Genomic DNA, 21346 nt, shown 5'->3' on the forward strand with positions numbered 1-21346 from the left:
AGACAGACAAGGTGGTCGAGGGTGAACATCCAGGTCGCCCCGGCGGGGACGGGCAGCGTCATCGACAGCATCGGCGTGGCACTGCCCGACCGGGTCATGACCACCCGCGAGGTGCTCGACGGTTGCCGGAGCCGGTTGGCCCTGCCGCTGGAACAGACCACCGGCATCGCGTCGCGGCGCGTCGCCGGCGACGTGGAGTACGCCCTCGACCTGGCCACCCGGGCCGCGCAGGACTGCGTCTCCCGCTCGTCGATCGGGCTCGCCGACGTCGATCTGCTCATCAGCGCCAGCATCTCGCGGGTCGACAGCCCGGAGCGGTCGACCTACGAGCCGTCGGCGGCCACGCAGCTGCGCCACCGGCTGGGTTGCGATCGGGCCTGGGCGTTCGACGTGACGAACGCGTGTGCCGGCCAGTTCACCGGCATCTACGTCGCCGACGCGCTCATCCGGGCCGGTGAGATCGGGTCGGCGCTGATCGTCAGCGGGGAGTACATCTCCCACCTGATGCGTACCGCGCAGCTGGAGATCGTCGACGAGCTCGATGCCCGCATCGCCTGCCTGACGTTGGGTGACGCGGGTGCGGCGGTCCTGCTGACCAGGGCCGACGACGGGCCGGGCGGCTTCGAGTACATCGGCCTTCGCACCGTCGGGCGTTACCACAACCTGTGCGTGGCCGGGCCCACCGATCAGCCGCACGGTGGCGTCATCATGAAGACCGACATGATGGGTCTGGCGGCCGCCGGCATCCGGGAGATGGTGGCGCACACTCAGCAGGCCCTCGGCGCGATGGGCCTGTCGCCGAGGGACTTCGACCGGTTCATCCCGCACCAGACGTCCACGCTGGCGATCCAGGCCGCCGTCCGCCGTACGAACAAGGTCTTCGGCGGTGTGGTGGTGGACGAGCGGGACGTCATCAACAACCTGTCGAGGCGCGGCAACACCGCGACCACGACGCACCCGGTCGCGCTGCGCGACGCGAGCCTCGACGGGCGGATCCGGACCGGCGACCGGGTGCTGTTCGAGGTCGCCGCGTCCGGCGTCAACGTCGGCACCGCCGCGTACCGGCTGGACGGGCTGCCCGACCGGCTCGCCCGGGGGACCCGGTCCTTGCGGGCCGCGCCCCCGCGCCGCCGCCCGGCACCATGGCCGGACCCGGTGCGCGCCGTCGCGATCGGCCTCGCGGGACCCGAACCCGCGGCCGGACCCGAACCCGCGGCCGCAGCCGAGCCCGTGACGACGTTCCAGCTCATCCGCGCCGCCACCGACGACTGCCTGCGCCGGGCGGGCGTCCGCGCCTCCGGCGTCGACCTACTCATCCACGTCGGCGTGTACCGCACCGGCATGATCGCCGAACCGGCGATCGCGGCGATCGCCGCGGGCGAGCTGGGCTTCGACGGCAGCACCGCCGCCGCCGGCGAACTCCTCGCCTTCGACGTCACCAACGGCGCGCTGGGCACGCTCGACGGCTGGCGGATCGCCGCCGAACTCATCCGGGCCGGCAAGGCCGACACCGCCGTCGTGGTCGCCTCCGAGGTCGAGCAGCGTGAACCCGGTGCCGCCGGGCCCGCGGTGGCCAGGTACGCCTCGGCGGTGCTGCTGCGCCTCGACCCCGACCGGGTGAGCGGCTTCCTGGGTTTCCACAGCCGCTCCGTCGCGACGCCCGATTCCGACCGGGGCGCCTGGGTGATGCAGGACGGCGGGCACAGCTTCATCCGCGCCACCGACCGCAGCGAGCCCGCCGCCGCGTACGCCGAGCACCTGCCCGTGGTCGTCGCCGAGCTGCTGGAGCGCCTGCGGGTGCGACCCGACGCGATCCGCGCGGTCGTACCGCCCTGGCTGCCACCGTCGGTCGAGCGCCGGCTGCGCGACACCTGGCCGGTGCTCGGTCCGCGGCTGGTCACGCTGCCGTCCGCGTCGAACGGCACCGACCTGTTCACCTCGGCCCTGCCGGTCGGCCTGCGCGCCGTGTCCGCCGGCGGCGAGGTGTCGCCAGGCGATCTGGTGGTGGTCGTGGGCGCGAGCACCGGCATGGAGGTCGGCGCCGCGCTGTACCGCATCTGAAGGGAACGCGTATGTGTGGTGTCGCCGGCATCCTCGATCTCGACGCCGCTGTCGAGCCGCACCGGCTGGCCCGGATGGCACACGCGCTGGCCCATCGCGGCCCGGACGGCGAGGGGTACTTCGTGGCCCCGGGGATCGGGCTGGCGTACCGGCGGCTCGCGATCGTCGACGTGGCCGGTGGTCAGCAACCACTGAGCGACGAGCGCGGTGACATCCAGGTCATCTTCAACGGCGAGATCTACAACCACCGGGCACTGCGGGCCCGGCTCGTCGAGCGCGGCCACACCCTCACCAGCGGCAGTGACGGTGCCGTGATCGCCCACCTCTACGAGGAGCACGGCCTCGGCTTCGTCGACCACCTCGACGGGGACTTCGCCATCGCGTTGTGGGACGGTCGGCTTCGTCGGCTCACGCTCGCCCGGGACCCGGTCGGGGTCAAACCCCTGTACTACCACGTCGCCGGGGGCCGGCTTCAGTTCGCCAGCGAGGTGAAGGCCCTGTTCGCGTCGGGGTTGTGCGAGGCGCGCGTCGACCCGCAGGGGCTCCGCGACGTCTTCGGCTACGGCCAACCGACCGCGCCGGGCACCTTCTGGGCCGGTGTCCACGACCTGCCGCCCGGGCACCTGCTGGTGGCCGACGGGCAGGCGGTCGCCCTGCGCCGGTACTTCACCCCGCTGGACGGGGACCCGGACGATCTGCTGAGCGGGCGGGCGGCCGTCGAGCAGTTCCGTTCGGCGCTGGTCGAGGCGGTCCGCAAACGGCTGCCGGACGAGGTCGGCTTCGGCGCGACGCTCAGCGGCGGCCTGGACAGCACCGCCGTCGTCGCGACGATCTCCGCCATCCTCGGCACACCGGTACAGACCGCCAGCATCCGACTGCCCGGCTCGGACCTCGACGAGGGTCACTACTCGCGGCTCGCCGCGAAGGCCCTGGGGGTCGACAACGTCGAGATCGAGTTCGACGGCGCCGAGGCGTGCGAGCACCTGGCGAAGACACTGTGGCACCTGGAGGCGCCGCAGTGGTTCGGCGTCGCCACGCCGTTTCTGAAGGTGACCCGGATCGCCGCCGAGCGGGGCGCCAAGGTCGCGCTGACCGGCGACGGCGCCGACGAGCTGCTCGGCGGCTACTCCTGGTACGTCCTCCAGCGGCTGGAGCAGCGGCTCGGCCGGCTGACCCGGGTGGGCCTGGACCCGCTGCGCCGGCTGATCCTGGCCGGGGTGCTGGCCCGCAACGGCGCCCCCGCCGGCGCGGCCACCCACCTGGCCGCCGTGCCGAGGCGACTCACGGCCACCGCGGACCGCTTCGGCGGTGGCGCGCCCGCCTGGTTCTACCTGTGGTCGGCGATGGACGCGGTCGCGCCCGCGCTGCTGCGCCCGTCCAGCGGCGCGCTCACCCCGTCGCCGCTGCCGGCCCCGCCGACACACACGGCGCTGCACCGCTCGTTGCACTACGAGTACCAGACCCGCCTGCCCAGTTGGGTCCTCATGCTCAGCGACCGGCTGTCCATGGCCAACGGCGTCGAGGTGCGCGTGCCGTTCATGGACCGGGCGCTGCTGGACCTGTCGGCACGACTGGATCCTCGGGTGCTCATGCGCGGCACCAGCGAGAAACACATCCTCAGGCAGGCCCTTCGCGACGTGGTCCCGGCACCGATCCGACGCCGCCGGAAGAAACCGTTCTTCACGCCCATCACGCCGTGGTATCTCACCGGCCCCGGGGAGGAACTCGCGGCGACCTATCTCGGGCCGGCGGCGGTACGCGCCAGCGGGCTCTTCGACCCGGCGCAGGTGACCGCGTTGCACCGGGCCGCGCTGCGGGGGGCCGGCCGCACCTGGGAGGGTACGGTCGCCGAGTGGGCCAGCATGGCCGTCCTCACCACCCACCTGCTGCTGGAGGTGTTCCGCGACGCGGCGGCCACCCCCGCCCCGGACGCGCTCCCGGCGGCGCTCGCCAGCGCCCTGCAACGCGCCGAGCGGCGATGACGAGCCCCGAGCGGCACCGCTGGCCCGGCATCGCATCCCGCACCATCCTGGTCACCGGGGCGACCGGTTTCATCGGCGCCCGGCTCGTGCGACGGTTGGCGGACCTGGGGTGCGCCCCCGCCGCGATGGTCCGCCCCACGTCCGACCGCGCGGTCCTGGCCGGCATCCCCGGGCTGCGCTACGCGGTCGCCGACCTCGACACCGGCGCGGGTGTGGCGGCGGCCGTCGCCGGCGTCGACGCCGTCGTGCACCTGGCCGGCCAGGTGAAGGCCCGCCGCCCAGGGGCGTTCCGGCGCGGAAACACCGAGTCCACCGGCCGGCTGGTCGCCGCCATCGCCGCCGCCGAACCGACCCCTCGGCTGGTGCTGTGCTCGTCCCTGGCCGCCGCCGGGCCGTCGCGTCCCGGCCGGCCACGGGACGAGTCCACGCCGGCCGCGCCGGTCTCCGCGTACGGACGCAGCAAACTCGCCGCCGAGGAGATCGCCCGCGCCGCTGGCGTGCCGACCGTCGTGCTCCGCCCGACCATCGTCTACGGCCCAGGCGACCACGACTTCCTGCCGTCCTTCCTGCCGATGGCCCGGATGGGCACCCACCTGCGTCCCACCCGCCCGGAACGCGAGTACTCATTCGTGCACGTGGACGACCTGTGCTCGGCTCTGATCGCGGCCGTCGTCCGGGGCGGGACGCTGCCACCCGACGGCGGTGCCGAGGGGGTGTACCTCATCAGCGACGGCGCGGTGTACGGCTGGAGCGACTTCTGCCGCGAACTCGCCATCGCGGTCGGCCGCCCCCACCCGCGCTTCATCGCGGTGCCGGGCCCGCTCGTGCACGCGACCGGTTGGCTGTGCGACCTGAGCCCGGTTCGCCGGGGCGCGGCGCTGACGATGAACCGGGACCGCGCGCACGAGATCCGGCAGTTGGCGTGGACGTGCGCCACCGATCGGGCCCGGACGGACCTCGACTTCACGCCCGCGTACCTCCTGCCGGAGGGCCTGGCCAGCGCGGTGGCGTGGTACCGCGACCAGGGCCTGCTCCGGTGACGCGGCTACGCGGGCGGCTCGACCGCCTCGACGAGGACCTGGAGCACGTGCCGGTACGGCTGCCCGGTGGCCCGGCTCATGCCCATCTCGCAGGTGCGGTTGCAGGAGGCGTACGCGTCGTGGTCGCGCTCGTTGACCTCGGCGGCCTGGGCGGCGGTGGCGCTCGCGGTCACCTCGGGATGCAGCATTCCCCGGTCGCCGGCGAAGGCGCAGCATCCCCAGCTGTCCGGCACGGTCACCGTGTCGGCGACGGCCTGGGCGACCGCGCGCAGCTCGTCGATGCCGTCGAGGTGCACCGTGGAGCAGGTGGGGTGCAGGGCCAGCGAACCCAGCCGCCGGGGCTCCGGCAGCGCCGGCAGCAGGTGCTCGGCGGTGAACGTGACGCTGTCGACGAAGCGCAGCGCGTCGTACCGCGCCCGGTCCTCCTCGGCCAGGGCGGCGGTCAGCTGCGTCAGCCCGTGGGTGCAGGACGACGCGTCGCACACGACGGGCAGGCGGCCCTGGTCGCTGGCCTCCCACAGCACGGCGAGGGTCCGCTCGGCCATCTCGCGGTGGCCGGCCGGATAGCCCTTGGACTGCCACGGCGTCCCGCAGCACAGGCCGGCCGTGCCAGCCGGCACGACGACCGACACGCCGGCCAGCTCGCACAGGCGCAGGAACGCCGCCGCCGCGCCGCCGGCCGGACCGTCCTCCGGTGCGAAGAGGCTGCCCACGCAGGCCGCGAAGAACACCGCCTGGGCGTCCGGTGCGCTGCGGGGTCGGGGGCGGGGAGCGCCGGCGCGCGGCATGTCGTCGCTCCACTGTGGCACCAGTTCGGTGGCGCCGAGCCCACGGATCACCCCGGTGGCGGCGCGGGTCAACGGTGTCGGTACGGCGTGTGCGGCCCTCAGCCCCAGGCGGACACCGGTCACGGCGCCCTTCCAGTGCCGGGCGACGCCGCGGGCGGTGCGCTGGGCGGCAGGGCGGTGCCGTTCGGCGCGCAGCCGCTTCATCGCCGCGCCGGTGTCGATGCCGACCGGGCAGGCGGTGACGCAGAGGCTGTCCGCGGCGCAACTGTCCACCGCCGCGTACGCGTAGTCGGCCGTCAGCTCCCGGCGGCGCTCCTCGTCGCCGGCGGCGGTGGCGAGGGCGATCTGCCGTTGCAGGACGATGCGCTGCCGGGGGGTGGTGGTGACGTCGGCGGTGGGGCAGACCGGCTCGCAGTAGCCGCACTCGACGCAGGCGTCCAGCTCGGGGTCGACCGTCGGGACGGCCTTGAGCTGCCGCAGGTGCACGGTCGGGTCGTCGTTGAGCAGCACACCGGGGTTGAGCAGGCCGCTGGGGTCGCACAACCGCTTGAGGTCGCGCATCACGTCGTACAGCTCGTCGCCGTACTGGCGGCGGACGAAGGGGGCCATGGCCCGGCCGGTGCCGTGCTCGGCCTTGAGGGTGCCCCCCTCGCCGAGCACGAGGTCGACCATGTCGTCGGTGAACCGGGCGTAGCGGTCGATCTCGGCAGGTGTGTCGAAGGACTGGGTCAGCATGAAGTGCAGGTTGCCGTCGCGGGCGTGTCCGAAGATCACCGCGTCCGGGTAGCCGTGCCTGTCGAACAGGTCGATCAGCCCGTCGCAGGTGCCGGTCAGGCGCGGCATCGGCACCGCGATGTCCTCCAGCAGGGCCGTGGTGCCGGGCGCGCGGGCACCGGCGACCGCCGTGTAGAGGCCCTTGCGCAGGTGCCAGAGTTTGGCCCGTTCGCGGGGGTCGCGGGTCAGTGCGGTGCCGGTGACGGCGGGCAGCCGGTCGAGCACGGGCTGGGCGTCGGCAAGCGTCGCGGCCAGCCGTTCCGCGCTGTCCTCGGCGAACTCCACGAGCAGCGCGGCGTGCCCGGTGACAGTCAGCCCGCGAAGGGTCGCGCTCGCGTCGGGGTCGCGCTGGCTGACCCGCAACGCGGCCGCGTCGAGCAGTTCGGCGGTACGCGCGCCCGCGGCGAGCAGGGCGGGTAGCGCGTCGGTGGCGGCGCTGAGACCGGGCAGGATCAGCAGTCCGGTGGCGGCGTGTTTGTGGATCTCGACGGTCCGGAAGACGGCCTCGGCCACGAACCCGAGGGTGCCCTCGCTGCCGATCATCAGGTGGGCGAGCATGTCGGCCGGGCTGTCGTGGTCGAGCAGGGAGTTCAGCCCGTACCCCATGGTGTTCTTCATGGCGAACAGCCGCTCGATCGTGGCGCGTGAGCCCGGTGTCGAGCGCACCCGGTCGCGCAGGCGCAGCAGCCCGGCGTACAGCTCCGGCTCGTCGGCCCGCAGCCGGTCGTCGGCGTCGCGCGCGGCGGAGTCGACGACGGTGCCGGACGGCAGGACGACGCGCAGCGACTCCATGGTGCGGTACGCGTTGTCGGTGGTGCCGCAGGTCATCCCGCTGGAGTTGTTGGCCACCATGCCGCCCACCGTGCAGGCGGCCTCGCTGGCCGGGTCCGGGCCGAGCCGGCGGCCGTAGCGGGCCAGTCTGGCATTGGCCTGCCGGATCGTGAGGCCCGGCTGGAGCCGGATGCGGCGGCCGTCGTCGAGCACCTCGGCGTGCCGCCAGTCGGTCCGGACGTCGACGAGCACGCCCGCGCCGCCGGCCTGCCCGGCGAGGCTGGTGCCGCCGCCGCGCAGGGTCAGCGGGACACCGGCCTCCCGGGCGCCCGCCATCAGCGCCCCCACCTCGGCCGCCGAGGCGGCGCGCACCACGGCCTGCGGCTCGAACAGGTACGGCGAGGCGTCGTGCGCCGCCGCCAGCCTGCGGGGCAGCTCGGTGCTGGCCCGGGCCGGGTCGTCGAGACGCGAGCGCAGCAGCTCGGCGACCTCGCGGGCGCGGACGCCGGCCGTGGTCGGCGCGGGTACTCCTACGACGGGTCTCATGGGCGGGTCCTCCCGAAAGGGGCGGTCAGAAGGCGACGATCAACCGGTCCGGCGCGGTGTCGACAGGCGTCGGCAGCCGCAGCGGCTGGCGGCCGGGGGTGATGCTGCCCAGCACCGAGGCGTGCCGCGCGCCGGTGCCCGAGGGCAGGGTGCCGGGCAGCCCGTGCACGGTCAGGTAGCCCAGCAGCGCGAAGGCCAGTGCCTCCTTGGCGTCCGACGCGACACCCAGGTCGTCGCTTGACGACAGGTCGACGCCCGGCAGCTCCTCGGCGATCATGCGCAGCAGCGTCGGGTTGTGTGCGCCGCCGCCGGAGACGACGAGCCGGGTGACGCCGTGGTCGCGGCAGGCGCCGGCCACCGTGACCGCCGTCAACCGGGTGAGGGTGGCCAGGACGTCCTGCGGATCCGGCGTGGGCACGTCGGCGAGTGCGGCGAGCAGGTACGGCAGGTGGAACAGCTCCTTGCCGGTGCTCTTCGGGCCGGGCTGCCGGTAGTACGGCTCGTCGAGCAGTCGCCGCAGCAGGGCCTGGTCCACCTGCCCGGCCGCCGCCCCGCGCCCGTCCCGGTCGTACTCCTCGGTGCCGCCGCTGAAGTGCCGCGCGGCGGCGTCGAGGAGCGCGTTGGCCGGGCCGGTGTCGTACGCGAGCGGGTCCGCGTCCGGCGCGACGACGGTGATGTTGGCGATGCCGCCCAGGTTGAGCGCGGCGGGGACGCCGGGCAGGCCCCGCAGCAGCAGCGTGTCGAAGAGAGCGACCAGGGGAGCGCCCTGGCCGCCCGCGGCGACGTCGCGGGAGCGCAGGTCGGCCACGACCGGGAGGCCGGTGGCCTCCGCGATCCAGGCCGGCTGACCCAGTTGCAGGGTGCCCCGGACCACACCGCCGTCGACCCAGTGGTGCATGGTCTGCCCGTGCGAGACGACCAGGTCGGCGTCTGCGCCGCACAGCTGGGCGAGCGCCCGCGCGCCGGCCTCGGCGAAGGCCTGGCCGATGCCGGTGTCCAACACCGTGATCGCCTCGGTGGTGGTCGGCGCGGGCGGTAGGGCGGCGGCGATCCGGGTGCGCAGCTCCTCGGGGTACGGGTGGCTGAGCCGGCCCAGTGGCCGCATCCGCAGGGTGTCGCCGCTCATCTCGAACTCGGCGGCGGCGGCTTCGATGCCGTCGTAGGAGGTGCCGGACATCAGGCCGATGACACGCATCACGTCCTCCTTCATGCCCGGGCGGCGGGCTCTGCCGCGTCGTCGATCTCGTCGGCGCGTCCATGGTCGTAGGGCGTCGCCGGGGCCGCGTGGAACCGGCTCGACACCGCGCCGACCAGCAGAGTGATCAGGACGCCGATCGGCACCAGCCACTGCGCGGCGATGGCGGTGGGGACGGTGTGCCCGGCCGCCGTGACGTCGATCTTGACGTAGCGGACGATGTAGGTCATCACCGCCACGGTGACGAGGAAGGCGACGAACGCGTCGACCTGGTTGGCCCGGCTGACCAGGCGGCCGAGCAGGAAGGCACCGAGCAGCGCTCCGTAGGTGTAGCCAGCGATGGTCAGACCGGTCAGGTAGACGTTTCCGGTGCTGGAGCTGAACGCGCAGGCGAAGACTGCCATCAACACCGCCCAGACCAGGGTCATCACCCGGGCGAGCCGCAGCATCGCGTCGTCGGACGGGACCTTCCGGAAGAAGCTGTGGATGAAGTCGGCGACCGTGGAGTTCGACATCGAGTTCAGCGCCGACGACAGCGACCCCATCGCGGCGCCGAGGATGCCGGCCACCAGCAGACCGGAGATGCCCACCGGCAGGGCGTGCAGGATGAAGTTCGGGTAGAGGTTGTCGCTGCTGTTCAGGCCCAGTTCCTTGAAGGTCTGACCCTTGTTGTACGACCACAGCAGCGCGCCGACCAGGGAGAACGCCGCGAACTGGATGACCACGAAGATGCCCGAGGAGATCATTGCCTTCTGGCCGTCGCGCAGCGTCCGGGTGGACAGGATGCGCTGGACGATCAGCTGGTCCGACCCGTGGCTGGCCATCGCGAAGATCGCACCGCCGATGATCGCGGTCGGCAGGGCGAACGGGCTGGTGAGCACGTGCGCGAGCGACAGGTTGGTGTCGAAGAGCTGGAACTTGCCGGCGTCCAGCGCCTGCGAGTAGCCGTCGAAGCCCACGGCGTGGCTGAGCACCGCGATGGCCAGGATCGCCCCACCCAGGTAGAGCCCCATCTGGATGGCGTCGGTCCAGATGACCGCCTTGATGCCACCGAGGTAGGTGTAGACGACCGTGATCAGGGTCAGGACCACGATGATGACCTGATAACCGACGTTAAGGCCGATTTCGTCGAGGAGCAGCTTGATGGGGATGGCCGAGGCGAACAGCCGTACGCCCTCGGCGAGCAGGCGGGTGAAGACGAACGTGACCGATGCCAGGCCCTGGAGTTTCAGGCCGAACCGCTCACCGAGGTACTGGTAGGCGCTGACGAAGCCGCCCCGCTTGTAGAGCGGGATGAGCACCGCTGCCACGACGACGCGACCGATCACGTAGCCGAGGGCCAGTTCGACGTTGCCGAACCCCTGCCCGCTGTAGGCGCCACCGGGCACGCTGATCACGGTCAGGACGCTGGTTTCGGTGGCGACCACGGAGAACGAGACGGTCCACCACGGCAGCCGACCCTCGCCCACGAAGTAGTCCTTGGCGGACTTCTGCTTGCCGGACAGGCGTAGTCCGACGTAGGCGATCACCACGAGGTACAGCACGATCACGACAAGGTCGAGTTGACGCACAGCTCGCTCCCAACCAGGAGTTGTCAATAAGTGACGCATGTCTAGCGTATCCCGAAACTTTTTGCCAGTCCGCGTCCGGGCTGGCTACGCTGTGGTCCCGGCCTGCGGATACGGGGAGGCGGGGGGTCCAGCGGAGTGCCCACCTCCCACCGTGCCGACCAGGCTGGCACGGCCGGAACGGCACATCGCGGACGCGGCGCTCGACGAGCCGCAGCCCGTCGTTCGACCGGCGACTGAACACAGTGAGAGGAACGAGTAACCCCGTGGACCTCAGCACCCTCGGCACCGAGACCCGCAACGACAAGACCAGCGACCTCGACCTGATGTCCCCCACCGAGCTGCTCCTCGCGATGAACGACGAGGACCAGACGGTGGCCCAGGCGGTCCGGCGGGCCGTGCCGGACATCGCGGCCGCCGTCGACGTCGTCGTGGCATCGCTGCGCCAGGGCGGGCGACTCATCTACCTCGGTGCCGGCACCAGCGGCCGGATCGGCATGCTCGACGCCGTCGAGATCCCGCCCACCTTCGGTACGTCGCCCGACCGGGTTCTCGGCCTGCTCGCCGGGGGAGCGCGAGCCTTCGGTGTCGCCGTCGAGGGCGCGGAGGACGACCCGAAACGTGCCGTCGCCGATCTCGACGCGGTCGGCCTGACCGCCCGCGACACGGTGGTCGGGCTCGCCGCCAGCGGCCGCACGCCATACGTGGTGGGCGGGCTGGAGCACGCCCGCGCGCTCGGCGCGTCGACAGTCTCGGTGGCCTGCAACTCCGACGCGGTGACCAGCAGGTACGCCGACGTCGCCATCGAGGTGCCCACCGGTCCCGAGGTGCTCACCGGCTCCACCCGGCTCAAGGCCGGCACCGCCGAGAAGCTCGTCTGCAACATGCTCTCGACCGCCACGATGGCCCGGCTCGGCAAGGTCTACGGCAATCTGATGGTGGACATGAACGCCACGAACGAGAAGCTCGTCGACCGGGCGCGGCGGATCGTCGCCGAGGCCGCCGACACGGACCTCGACAGCGCCGCGCGGGCACTCGTGGCGGCGCACGGGCACGCCAAGACGGCAATTGTGCTGCTGCTCGCGAACTGCACCGCCGAGGAGGCCGCGGCGCGGCTGCGCGCCGCCGACGACGACGTGCGGGCGGCCGTCGCGGCCTGACCGTCCCGCCATGGCACGGGGACAGATCCGGGCACGGACTTTCTGTCGGGCCGCTCACCTGAGGTTCGCCGCATGTACTTCGTGTGCCGGTGGCCTCGCCCGACGCCGACCGGACCCTGGGCCTGGCTGGCGCCATCGCCTTCCCCGGCCGCACCCTGCCGGACCTCGCCGCGCGTCCGCGTGCCGCCGACGCGCCCGGCACCCGCCGATGGCCCCACGATGCCCAGCGGTAGCTCTCCATCGTGGCCGGTGAGCGCTCCTCCGGCTCGGTCGAGAGTCGACGAAGCGCCCCATCCGCGTCGGACGGGGCGCCTCGTGGTGTCAGCCGAGCGGTGGGTAGGAAACCGTGCGGTCCCCGTCGGCGTCGGTCGCGGTGGCCAGCTCGATCCGGGGGGACCGGTCCGGCGGGAGGTGGGCACGGTCGGCGATGACGACGACGTCCACCTCTCCGTCGATCATGGCCTGCTCGATGGTCTCCCACGATCCCCGCATGATTCCCGTGAATCGGTACGAGTGTCGGCGAAGGTGCGCAAGACACGTCGCGACGGCGTGCTCCGCCGGCTCGATGTGGGCGGGAATCCAGATGACGGCTATCTCCATGGTCTTCTCCTGATCAACGTCGCGGACGCGAGTGGGTGATCAGGAGTTGCCGTGGTGGCGGAGGACCCCGCTCCACCGGTCGGCTGGCAGCGCGCCTGTCGACCGCGGTGACGGTGAGCCCTGGACCCAGCGGCGCGCTGGGCGGCACAGCCTCAGCCGCCGACGTGGGTGGATCGGTGCCGCCGGTGCTGGCACCGGCGGGCGCCGACGCGAGTGCCAGCACGAGCGCCGGTGGCCCCGACGCGGGACGGACGGGTGGTCGGGACGGGTCGTCGAGGACCGCGGCCATCGCCACCCGCGCCCGATCCGGTGTTCGGCCGTCGGAGGTGTCGTGCCCGACGCGGGACACCGTCGCCGGCACGGGCGTCGACGGTGCCGGCGCCGACCGCGCGGCGGCGCGGGCCTCGCTGGAGGCCGAGTTCGGGGGTGGGGGCGTGGCCTGCGGCGAAGACGACGGCGACGTACGGGCCGGCCGCGTCGGTACGACGGCAGAGGGATCGCCCGACCGCGTCGGCAGCGGATCGGCCGGCTGGGTCGGCAGCGGGACGGCCGACGGCAGGGGCAGGGGAATTGCCGACGGCAGGGGCAGGGGAATCGCCGACGGCAGGGGCAGGGGGAGTGCGGTCGGCAACGGCAGGGGGACGGACACCTGCACCTCGACGAGGTCGGGCACCCGTACCGTGATGGTGCCTGGCGAGGAGTTGACCTCCACCGGTTGGAGACTCGTCGGCAACGGTAGCGGTGTGTCGGCGTGGGCAGGGTTGGCGCCCAGGGTCGCCCCGAGCGCCGCGGCCCCGAACGCCGCCGCTGGAAGGCTGTGCCTCCACCGCATCAGACGGAGGCCGTCGACAGGTGCGCCGCGAGCCCGGCCCGGGTGCGATTCACCGGTGCGCTGCCGCTGCCCGAGCGGATGCCCGTCGCGTCCTGCCGTTCCCTCCATGTGCGGGTTCTTGCCCCGGGAATCCCCGGGCTACACCTTCCGTCGATGTCCGGGTGGCTGGCTCGCGCGAACGACCTTACCCCGGGCGATCGACGTCAATGATCGAGTGGGCGGATCAGACCCGCGCTTCCGCGGGTGCCGGGACGGGGTGGAGCGGCAGGTCACGCATCCGGCGGATCGGCGTCGACAGGTAGATGATCGGGGAGAGCACGGTGAGTGCCCCGAAGATCAGCAGGGTGGTGCGGGCGCCGAGCGGCCCGGCCAGGATGCCGGCGAGCAGACCGCCGAGCGGGATGGCACCCCAGGAGACGAACTTGACCGTGGCGATCACCCGCGACAGCAGCTCCGGCGGGCTGGCGAGCATCCGGTACGTGCGGGTGGTCACGCTGAGTACCACCGTGGACCCGGCGAAGATGAGATTCCCGACGGCGAAGGCGAGGTAGCCCGCGGTGCCGGTGCCCAGCGGGATGATGAGCGCGCCGACCACGCCGACGGAGGCCGAGATGATCAGACCACGTGCGGTGCCGAATCGGCCGGTGAAGCGGGTGGTCAGCGCGGCGCCGATGAGCGTGCCGAGCCCGTCGGCGGCGATCAGCAGCCCGACCAGGAGCGGCGATGCGTGCAGCTCGCGCAGCAGATAGAACGGAAAGAGAGCCAGCATCGCGCCGTTGACGAAGTTCGTCGCGGTGGCGTCCCACATGGCCGGTCCGATGATCGGGTGTCGCAGCACGTAGTGCCAGCCCTCGCGGATCATCGTGACCATCGGTGGCCGCTGGTCCGGTCGCTGTACCCGCCGGGCCGGCAGGGTGCGCAGCAGCACGGCGGAGACCAGATAACTGACGGCGTCCACGAGGAGCGTCGGCACCGCACCCAGCAGTTGCACCACGAGCCCGCCCAGGGACGGCCCGCCCAACTGGGTGGCGGCGAGGGTGCCGGAGTTGAGACTGTTGCGCGCCTGCAGCTGGGCGGCCGGCACGATCTCGGGCAGGAAGGTCTGGTTCGCCACGTCGAACAGCACATTGGCGAAGCTCACGACCAGGGCGACCGCGACCAGTTGGGCCACCGTGAGGGTGTCGTACCACCAGGTCAGGGGGACGGACGCGATGGCGAGGGCCCGGATCAGGTCCAGGGCGACCTGCATGCCGCGCAGCGGCAGGCGCTGCACGATCACCCCCGCCGGCAGGCTGATCAAAAGATACGCCAGATAGCCGGCCGCCGTGATCAGACCCATGTCGAAGGCTGACGCGTGCAGCACGACCAGCGCGGTCATCGGCAGGGCCAGCCCGCCGACGGCCGAGCCGAGGTGGCTGGTCGTGCTGGCCAACCACCAACGCCAGAAAGCAGTAAGTTCCATGATGGAACTCACTATAGGGATGGGAGTGTGGATGGTCGACCCCGCAGGCCCCTGCCCGCGACGGCACCGTCGCGGGCGAGTCGGACGCCCGAGCCCGCTTACTGCCGAACCGTCTGGCGGTGGTGTCAGGGTCGTAGGCCGGTGACGACGATCCGAACGAGGTCGGCGTCGCCGCGGTGTCGTGCGGTCGCGACGCAGCCGACGACGAGGGACTGGACGTCATCGGGTGTGATGTCTGGGCGTACGGATCCGCGTTGCTGCGCTTCGTGGAGGAGTTCGGCGAAGGCGGTGTTGAGGGCGGCGTCGGCGTCGGCGGGAATCTGGTAGCCGCCGTTGGACAGTGCGTCGGCAACGGCGCGGTTGGCGAGGCCGGCGTCAACCATGACGGTGAAGAACTCGGTGAAGTCGATACCGGATCGGGCCTTGGCGGTCAGCGCCTGGACGCGGTCGAGCACCACGGCCTCGATCAGCGATTCCTTTGTCGGAAAGTGTCGATACATGGTGCCCGCGCCCACGCCTGCGCGCCGGGCGATGTCGTCGACGGGTACGCCCGCCCCTTCGGTGGCCAGGACCACGTAGGCGGTGTCCAGGATGCGTTGGCGATTGCGGCGAGCGTCGGCGCGCACGAGACCCTCCATGTCGACAAGCGGGGCGGCCGTTCCGTATAGTTAAACGGGGCGACCGTTCCGATTATAGGAGACGTCATGTGGAGTACGCGCGACATGTCCCGCCTCGATGGCGCCACCGCGTTGGTGACCGGAGCTACCGCCGGCATCGGCCTGGAAACAGCGAAGGCCCTGAGCGCGCACGGAGTCCACGTCGTGATCGGCGCACGCGACGCGGAGCGCGGCGCTGACGCCGTACGTCAGTTGCCCGGCGGAGGCAGTGTGCTCTCACTCGACCTGGCCTGCCTCGCATCGGTGCGGCAGGCGGCAACCGACCTCCACGAACGCGTCGAACAACTCGACCTCCTGATCAACAACGCCGGTCTGTGGTGGCAGCCGGCCCGGCGCACCAAGGACGGCTTCGAGTCCCAGATCGGCGTCAACCACCTTGGCCACTTCGCGTTGACCGGACTGCTCCTCGGCCTGGTCGAGCGATCGCCGGCCGGGCGGGTCGTCACCGTCAGCAGCAAGGCAGCAGGCGCAGGCTCCATCACTCGTCTCGACCCGAGAAGCCTCGACGGATATCGGCCAACCACCGCCTACAACGCCTCGAAGCTTGCGAATCTGCTCTTCGCGTTCGAGCTGCACCATCGGCTCGCCGCGGCCGGCTCCTCGACGATCAGCCTGGCGGCCCACCCCGGCGGGGCGCGTACCGACCTGTTTCGCGACGCGTCGCCGGGCTTCCGGGCGGCCAACGCGACGATCGGACGGCTGTTCACCCAGTCGGCTCAGGCGGGCGCGTTGCCGGTGCTACGGGCCGCCACCGACCCGCAGGCGACCGGCGGCGAGTACTACGGGCCAGGCGGTCCCGGCCGGTTCAAGGGCGCCCCGAAGCGGCAACAGGCCCCACGACGCGCCGGTGACCCGGCCGCGCGACGTCAGCTGTGGACGATGTCCGAGGAGGCGACAGGCGTGATCTACCCCCTACGCACCGGACCCGCACGCTGAGGCCATCGCTCGAACTTCACCTCCGCAGCCCCCGCAACAGTCCGGTCCCAGGACGTGGAGCGCCCTGTTCGCCGGTGCCGGTTGCCGGCGGATCTCGGCGGCGTTACGTTGAAACCTCATCGACGCACATCGACGTCTTAACGTACGGGGGTCGCATGTCCACGCCTGTCACTCGTCGCACTGTTCTGGCCGGTGGGGCCGGTGCCGCCATCGGTCTGGCCGTGCCCGGCCTCGCCGCCCACGCCGGCGGCCACCATCCCACGACCGTGCGCTTCACCCTCGACGCGACAACGCTCGACGGTGGTGAGCAGGTCACCTCGGTCACCCTCGACACCGGCCGGCTCGGGCCGATCGACCCGGCCGGGCTGACCCCCGGCACGTTCAGCGTGCACGCCAAGGCCACGAGTCCGCTCCCGATCGCTCCTGGCGACCAGATCTTCAGCGAGTACGACCTGGACCGCACGGTCACCGCGGCCCGCCTCGACCGCCACGGCAACATCGTGCTGGAGCTGAGCCACGCCGAAGGTCAACCCGGCGGTGGCACCCTGGGCTACATCCTGAGCAAGGGCCGCAACGTGCGGCTGGACCTCGTCTACACCATCACGCAGAACGCCCCGATCGCCCGGCGCCACGGCTCGCCGGTCACCATCACGCGCTTCGTGCAGGGACGGCTGTCGAATCCCGAGGTGGACGCCTTCAGCTACCACGTCTCGGGCTCGGGTATGAAGTACCGGCTCTATTCTCCCGACCACTCGGCCCGGCACGGTCGGCGGCCGCTGATCGTCTGGCTGCACGGCGCCGGCGAGGGTGCCTCGTTGCCGGACGACTACTACGACAACGAGACCATCCTGCGCGCCAACCGCGGGGCGCTCGGCTTCGCCACTTCGCAGGCACAGCGGATCTTCTCCGGCGCGTACGTCGTGGCTCCGCAGAGCACCTCCTACTGGATGGAGGACGGCCCCCGGTTCGCCCCGCTGATCCGCGAGATCGTCCAGGACCTCGTACGCCGCAAGCGCGTCGACCCCGACCGGATCTACGTGGTCGGTTGCAGCAACGGCGGTTATCTGTCCCTGGAGATGACAGTCACCTATCCCGACCTGTTCGCCGCGTCGGTGCCGATCTGCGGCGTCGTCGAGCCGCTCGGCGGGGACGGCCCGCCGCTGATCACCGATGCGGAACTGGCGACGATTCGGACCCCGACCTGGCTGGTCACCTCGCGTGACGACGACACCGTGCCACCGGAGACCAACACGATCCACGCCCACGACCTCATCCCGGGATCGCTGATCACCCTGTACGACCAGGTCGTCTGGAACGGTTACCGGTTTCCCGGCCACTGGTCCTGGATCTACGTGGCCCGCAACGACCCGAGCCTCAACGGCACCCACATCTGGCAGTGGATGGCCCGCCGCCGCCGGTGAGCGCGGCGAGTGCGGCCGTCCGAACCCGGGCGGCCGCACTCCCTCGGCTCAACACCAGGTGAGTGTCGAGTTGACCCGTGTGACGTTGCTGATCGTGTTGTTCGCTCCACCGCAGGGGCTCTGGGTGATGTTGGTGCCGCTGACGGTCAGATTCTGGAACCGGATGCCGGACGAGATCGGAAACTCGCTCCGCGCCGCGATCCGTATCTCGCCGCCGCCCGTCACCGTCCCGGAGACCCCGGCGATGACGACGTTGTAGCAGTTCTCCACCAGGATCGCGTTGTTGCCGGTGTTCGAGATCGTGACCCGGTCGATGACCGCGCCGCCGGACTCGGACACGCAGAAGATCCCCCGACCACCCCCGGACGCGAGCACGGTGCCGACCCGGATGTTCGTCGGGTACGCGTTGCCCACCCGGCCGTTGCGGTTGGCCATCCGGAACGCCGCGTACCCGGTGCCGGCCCCGGCACCCTGCGCGTCGACGGTGCCCACCGTGGCGTTGATCGTGTCGTTGAGCAGCAGGCCGGAGTCGCGGGTGTTCCGCGCCGTGACCGTGCCGATCGTCAGACCGTCCACGCCGTAGGTCTCCACCCCGTGGGTGCCGGTCCCGGACACGTACACGGTGTCGATGCGGACGTTGCGCACCTTGACCGCCCGATCTCCACCGTGGTTGTCGATGCGGACGCCCAGACCGGCGGAGAGTCGCATGTCGATCTGCCCGAGGGTCAGGTTGTTCACGTTGCGCATGAAGATCCCGTACAACGGCGAACCGGTGAGCGTGAGGTTCTGCACCTCGACGTCAGTGGTTCCCCGCGAGTACACCGGCGCCTGGTCACCCGAGCCCGACCCGGTCACGTTCACCGTCCCGCAGACGGCCAGGGTCGTGTACGACGGCAGCGACAACCGGGACCCCGCGCTCATCGAGCCGGAGCCGCGAACCACCACCCGCTGCTTCGACGTCCGACCCGCCGAGAGCGAGTTGACCGCCGCCTGCATCGCCGAGAGCATGTCAGCACCCGAGTAGACGGTCGACGAGCCGTTACGGGATGTCCAGGTGCTCCCGCTCAGCACGGCCTCGGCGTTGCTCGACCCGCTGCCACACCCGGTACCCCCGCCGCCCATCTGCACCAACTGCCACTGCTGGTTGGGGCCGTTGACGTCGGCGTACTGACTGATCCGGCCGCCGTCGGCGGTGGACCGCTCCCAGACCTCAAGGGCCTTGGCGGAGTGACGGTTGATCAGCCGGACGTGGCCGCCGTCGGAGTCGAGCACCTGGAACTGCTGGTTGGTGCCGTTGACATCGGACCACTGGCGGTACTCCGCGCCGTCGGCGGCGTTCCACTCCCAGAGGTCGACGACCTTGCCGCTGTGCCGAACCTTGAGACGGTAGTAGCCGCCGCCGGAGGAGACGAACTGGAACTGCTGCCACGCGCCGTCGTTACGGGACCACTGCTGGAGCACCGCGCCGTCCGCCGTCGAGGTGTCCCGGACGTCGAGCACCTTGCCGCTGTATCGGTTGACCAGGACGTAGTAGGCGTTGGTGTCGATGCTCGCCGCCGCTGCCGGCGGTGCGCCGACCAGGACGGCGGCGGCCGCGCCGACCAGCGTGGTGATCATGGCGAGGACCAGGCCCGTACGCCGGCCCTGACGGATCGATCCGCCGCCGGACGGTCTTGTCCTGAGAGTGAAGCGCATCGCTCCTCCTGGGCTGGATCGGCTCCGGGCGGGCCGGGACGGGTGTCGACGGCCGCGGGCGCCGCAGCCGGTGGGGCGGCTATTCGAGGTGGAAGGTGGCCGAGGCGCGGTCGGCACTCGAACTCACCGGCTCGACGTAGAGCAACCCGCCGCGGTGGCGCACGTGTCGGCCCGGGAAGTTGTGGGACTCCAGGGAGATCCCGGCGCTGTCGGCGAGGCCGGACTGGCGACGGAAGCTCGCGTCGCCGCCGAAGAGGGCCGAGCCGTCGTTCTTCTCGACGTACAGGGCGTAGCCCCGGTGGCGCAGGTAGTACCCGGGGAAGTTCGTCGACTCCAGCGACACCGATCCGCCGCCGGCGAGCCCGGTGACGATCCGGAACTGTGAGTCGGCCAGATTCGTCACGTTCGGCTCGATCCGGGCCCGGTAGTCGTAGTGCCGGATGTAGCTGGTGGCCAGGTCGTGGGAACGCAGCCGGACCGGGGTGGCTCCGTCGGGCACCGGAATGCCGAAGTTCGGGGTGCCGTCGGCGTTCCAGTACACCTTCTGGAGCCGGGTCCGCCGGTTCGGGTCGTTGAGCGGATCTCCGCTGATGTCGCGGTAGTTGCGGTCGTGGTAGACCAGGATGTCGCTCTGCCCATCCTCGGAGACGGTGAACGAGTTGTGGCCGGGTCCGTACTGGCCGGTGGCCGCGTTGCTGACGAACACCGGGTTGGGACTCTTGCTCCAGGAGGCGGCGTCGAGCAGGTTCGCGGTGGCGGAGGCGCTCAACATTCCCAGGCAGTAGTTGGCGTCCGTGGCGCTGGCCGAGTAGGTCAGGAAGATCCGGCCGTTGCGCTGGACCACCGCCGGACCCTCGGCGACCCGGTAGCCGCGGGTCTCCCAGTCGTACGTCGGCACGACCAGCCGGGTCACGGTGCCCGTGATCTGCCAGGGGTTGGCACCCATCCGGGCCAGGTACACGTTGGAGTTGTTTCCAATCGCCGGCTCCTGCTGGGCCCAGGTCAGATACCGCACCCCGTTCGCGACGAATGTCGACGCGTCCAGGCTGAAGGTGTCCCAGGGGGTCGTGATCCGTCCACGTTCGGTCCACGAGCCGCTGAGCGGATTGGCGTCGGCGTTCTCCAGCGCGTACATCCGGATCCGCCACACGTCGTCGGTGCGGCCCGCGGCGAAGTAGACGTACCACCTGTTGTTGATGAAGTGGATCTCCGGTGCCCAGATGTGGGCGCCCATCTCTCCGCTGGTGTGGCGGCTCCAGATCGTGGACTCCGCCGCCGTCGCCAGCCCCTGCAGGGTGGTCGCACGTCGCAGCACGATCCGGTCGTACTGCGGCACCGTGGCGGTCAGGTAGTAGTAGCCGTCGGTGTGCCGGAAGATGTGCGGGTCGGCCCGCTGGTTCACCAGCGGGTTGGTGTAGTTGACGGCCGGCGCGGCCTGCGCCGGCCCCGCCGCCGGCAGTCCGGCGGAGACGGCGAGCAGCACCAGCACGGCGGCCACGACCGACCGTAGGCGTCGGCGGCCCCGGCGGTCGGCGCGCCCCGGACCGATGGCGCGGCGGGTCGCTGGCTCGGTGCGGGGGAGTGGCAGCGGCATCTGTCCTCCGTGCGATTCGTGAGCGACCCGTGTGTCGGCGGCGTAACGGCGGTGTTGCGTCAGCGTCATAATGTTGGCGCTAACATTGATGAGTGTCAAGGAAACCGTGCCGTTGACCTGCCCAGCGTCCCGCCGAGAGTCGGACGGTGTCCGCCCCCACCGGGTCGATCGAGGGTCGACCGGGCGGGCACGGTCAGGGGGCGACCAGGCCGGTCCGGTACGCGACGACGATCGCCTCGGTCGT

The 21346-nt window shown here is 71.7% G+C and carries 16 protein-coding genes; 7 read left to right on the top strand and 9 right to left on the bottom strand.

The genetic code is table 11. The features are described from left to right. Nucleotides 1-21: 21 nt before the first annotated feature. From ACFYPM_RS21265 to ACFYPM_RS21275, 3 genes are read left to right on the top strand one after another with little or no spacing between them, the layout of a single operon-like run. On the top strand, nt 22-2061 hold the full coding sequence (locus tag ACFYPM_RS21265) for a 3-oxoacyl-[acyl-carrier-protein] synthase III C-terminal domain-containing protein (RefSeq protein ID WP_387199534.1): 2040 nt from the start codon (nt 22-24) through the stop codon (nt 2059-2061). Between the two features lie 11 nt (nt 2062-2072). Next, the gene (asnB, locus tag ACFYPM_RS21270; protein ID WP_387199536.1) at nt 2073-4043 is read left to right on the top strand and encodes an asparagine synthase (glutamine-hydrolyzing); all 1971 of its coding nucleotides are present in this window, start codon (nt 2073-2075) and stop codon (nt 4041-4043) included. Next, nucleotides 4040-5083 carry an NAD-dependent epimerase/dehydratase family protein gene (locus ACFYPM_RS21275; protein ID WP_387199539.1) on the top strand — a complete coding sequence of 348 codons (1044 nt, stop codon included), beginning with the start codon at nt 4040-4042 and terminating at the stop codon, nt 5081-5083. The genes asnB and ACFYPM_RS21275 overlap by 4 nt, the downstream gene beginning before the upstream one ends. 5 nt (nt 5084-5088) lie before the next feature. On the opposite strand, the gene ACFYPM_RS21280 is transcribed toward ACFYPM_RS21275, so the two are convergent. Genes ACFYPM_RS21280 through ACFYPM_RS21290 form a run of 3 tightly spaced genes read right to left on the bottom strand, consistent with a single transcriptional unit; the run spans nt 5089 to nt 10728 of the window. After that, on the bottom strand, nt 5089-7962 hold the full coding sequence (locus ACFYPM_RS21280) for an FAD-binding and (Fe-S)-binding domain-containing protein (RefSeq protein WP_387199542.1): 2874 nt from the start codon (nt 7960-7962) through the stop codon (nt 5089-5091). A gap of 25 nt (nt 7963-7987) precedes the next feature. Continuing rightward, nucleotides 7988-9157, bottom strand: coding sequence for an anhydro-N-acetylmuramic acid kinase (locus ACFYPM_RS21285; protein ID WP_387199545.1), 1170 nt, complete (start codon nt 9155-9157; stop codon nt 7988-7990). An 11-nt stretch (nt 9158-9168) separates the two neighbouring features. Further along, nucleotides 9169-10728 (bottom strand): sodium:solute symporter, encoded by a 1560-nt coding sequence (locus tag ACFYPM_RS21290; protein WP_387199548.1) that lies wholly within the window; start codon nt 10726-10728, stop codon nt 9169-9171. A gap of 263 nt (nt 10729-10991) precedes the next feature. Between ACFYPM_RS21290 and murQ the strand changes: the two genes are divergently transcribed. Together murQ and ACFYPM_RS21300 are read left to right on the top strand one after the other, a co-directional pair. Beyond that, a complete protein-coding gene (murQ, locus tag ACFYPM_RS21295) occupies nt 10992-11885 on the top strand; it encodes an N-acetylmuramic acid 6-phosphate etherase (RefSeq protein WP_387199551.1) in 894 nt (297 codons plus the stop codon). Nucleotides 11886-11974: 89 nt separating this feature from the next. Next, on the top strand, nt 11975-12118 hold the full coding sequence (locus tag ACFYPM_RS21300; protein WP_387199554.1) for a hypothetical protein: 144 nt from the start codon (nt 11975-11977) through the stop codon (nt 12116-12118). Nucleotides 12119-12206: 88 nt separating this feature from the next. Here the strand turns inward: ACFYPM_RS21300 and ACFYPM_RS21305 are convergent, their stop codons facing one another. The 4 genes from ACFYPM_RS21305 to ACFYPM_RS21320 form a co-directional block, all read right to left on the bottom strand. After that, nucleotides 12207-12485 (bottom strand): hypothetical protein, encoded by a 279-nt coding sequence (locus ACFYPM_RS21305; RefSeq protein WP_387199557.1) that lies wholly within the window; start codon nt 12483-12485, stop codon nt 12207-12209. Between the two features lie 13 nt (nt 12486-12498). Then, nucleotides 12499-13425, bottom strand: coding sequence for a hypothetical protein (locus ACFYPM_RS21310; RefSeq protein WP_387199560.1), 927 nt, complete (start codon nt 13423-13425; stop codon nt 12499-12501). Between the two features lie 115 nt (nt 13426-13540). Beyond that, nucleotides 13541-14779, bottom strand: a complete 1239-nt coding sequence (locus ACFYPM_RS21315; RefSeq protein WP_387199563.1) for an MFS transporter — start codon at nt 14777-14779, stop codon at nt 13541-13543. Nucleotides 14780-14904: 125 nt separating this feature from the next. Then, nucleotides 14905-15405 carry a TetR/AcrR family transcriptional regulator gene (locus ACFYPM_RS21320; protein WP_387199566.1) on the bottom strand — a complete coding sequence of 167 codons (501 nt, stop codon included), beginning with the start codon at nt 15403-15405 and terminating at the stop codon, nt 14905-14907. A 78-nt stretch (nt 15406-15483) separates the two neighbouring features. Here ACFYPM_RS21320 and ACFYPM_RS21325 point away from each other — a divergent pair, with 78 nt between their 5' ends. After that, complete coding sequence (locus tag ACFYPM_RS21325) at nt 15484-16392, top strand: oxidoreductase (RefSeq protein ID WP_387199569.1); 909 nt, start codon at nt 15484-15486, stop codon at nt 16390-16392. Nucleotides 16393-16547: 155 nt separating this feature from the next. After that, the gene (locus ACFYPM_RS21330; RefSeq protein WP_387199572.1) at nt 16548-17813 is read left to right on the top strand and encodes a prolyl oligopeptidase family serine peptidase; all 1266 of its coding nucleotides are present in this window, start codon (nt 16548-16550) and stop codon (nt 17811-17813) included. Between the two features lie 48 nt (nt 17814-17861). Here ACFYPM_RS21330 and ACFYPM_RS21335 read toward each other — a convergent pair whose 3' ends face one another. Both ACFYPM_RS21335 and ACFYPM_RS21340 read right to left on the bottom strand, forming a co-directional pair. Continuing rightward, entirely contained in the window at nt 17862-19508 is a 1647-nt protein-coding gene (locus tag ACFYPM_RS21335; RefSeq protein WP_387199574.1) for an RICIN domain-containing protein, read from the bottom strand. Nucleotides 19509-19587: 79 nt separating this feature from the next. Then, nucleotides 19588-21102, bottom strand: a complete 1515-nt coding sequence (locus tag ACFYPM_RS21340) for a family 43 glycosylhydrolase (RefSeq protein WP_387199577.1) — start codon at nt 21100-21102, stop codon at nt 19588-19590. Nucleotides 21103-21346: the final 244 nt, after the last annotated feature.

This window comes from Micromonospora sp. NPDC005203, from assembly GCF_042872705.1.
In the GTDB taxonomy this organism is placed as follows: Bacteria; Actinomycetota; Actinomycetes; order Mycobacteriales; family Micromonosporaceae; genus Micromonospora.

Bases quoted from the DNA above. Each gene is read 5' to 3' on its own strand.
- ACFYPM_RS21325 (WP_387199569.1), top strand. From the start codon at position 15,484: ATGTGGAGTACGCGCGACATGTCCCGCCTCGATGGCGCCACCGCGTTG.
- ACFYPM_RS21335 (WP_387199574.1), bottom strand. From the start codon at position 19,508: ATGCGCTTCACTCTCAGGACAAGACCGTCCGGCGGCGGATCGATCCGT.
- ACFYPM_RS21305 (WP_387199557.1), bottom strand. From the start codon at position 12,485: ATGGAGATAGCCGTCATCTGGATTCCCGCCCACATCGAGCCGGCGGAG.
- ACFYPM_RS21275 (WP_387199539.1), top strand. From the start codon at position 4,040: ATGACGAGCCCCGAGCGGCACCGCTGGCCCGGCATCGCATCCCGCACC.
- asnB (WP_387199536.1), top strand. From the start codon at position 2,073: ATGTGTGGTGTCGCCGGCATCCTCGATCTCGACGCCGCTGTCGAGCCG.
- ACFYPM_RS21285 (WP_387199545.1), bottom strand. From the start codon at position 9,157: ATGCGTGTCATCGGCCTGATGTCCGGCACCTCCTACGACGGCATCGAA.
- ACFYPM_RS21330 (WP_387199572.1), top strand. From the start codon at position 16,548: ATGTCCACGCCTGTCACTCGTCGCACTGTTCTGGCCGGTGGGGCCGGT.
- ACFYPM_RS21280 (WP_387199542.1), bottom strand. From the start codon at position 7,962: ATGAGACCCGTCGTAGGAGTACCCGCGCCGACCACGGCCGGCGTCCGC.
- ACFYPM_RS21315 (WP_387199563.1), bottom strand. From the start codon at position 14,779: ATGGAACTTACTGCTTTCTGGCGTTGGTGGTTGGCCAGCACGACCAGC.
- ACFYPM_RS21310 (WP_387199560.1), bottom strand. From the start codon at position 13,425: ATGGAGGGAACGGCAGGACGCGACGGGCATCCGCTCGGGCAGCGGCAG.
- ACFYPM_RS21340 (WP_387199577.1), bottom strand. From the start codon at position 21,102: ATGCCGCTGCCACTCCCCCGCACCGAGCCAGCGACCCGCCGCGCCATC.